Raw genomic sequence first — 503 nt, 5'->3', positions numbered from 1 at the left:
GGTGGTTCTGCTCTGCTGCTCGTTCGTACCAGCAAATTGCCTTTTTCATATCCTGTTCCACGCCTTCGCCGTGGTCGTAAAGCCAGCCGAGATCATGCATGGCATCAGCATTTCCGCCCTCGGCGGCAGCAGTATACCAACGGATCGCTTCCGTCATATTTTGTTCCACGCCTTCGCCATTGCTGTAATTCCAGCCAAGGCAGTACATGCAGTAATCACTTCCTGCCTCAGCTCCCCGCCGGTACCAGTAAAGCGCCCTTTCTTCGTTCTGTTCCACGCCTTCGCCGTACTCGTAGCAGTATGCCAGATTATCCATGGATTGCAAATGGCCACACTGTGCGCCCTGCTCATACCATTTTACGGCTTCCTGCCAATTCTGCTCCACGCCATGTCCCATTTTATAGCACCGGCCAAGATTGCACATGGCACTGCCGTTGCCGCCTTCGGCACTGCGGCGATACCAGTAAAGCGCCCTTTCTTCGTTCTGTTCCACGCCTTCGCCG

The 503-nt window shown here is 54.9% G+C and carries 1 protein-coding gene; it reads right to left on the bottom strand.

Translation table 11 applies throughout. From position 1 onward, the window contains the following. On the bottom strand, nucleotides 1–503 hold a 503-nt coding region (locus GPK83_RS17365; protein ID WP_215704827.1), incomplete at both ends, for a tetratricopeptide repeat protein.

It is taken from the genome of Clostridium sp. MCC328 (assembly GCF_018785465.1).
GTDB classification, from domain to species: domain Bacteria; phylum Bacillota; class Clostridia; order Lachnospirales; family Lachnospiraceae; genus Pilosibacter; species Pilosibacter fragilis.
Note: the sequence above shows the minus strand (reverse complement) of the source record. Positions and strands in the feature narration are given on the sequence as shown.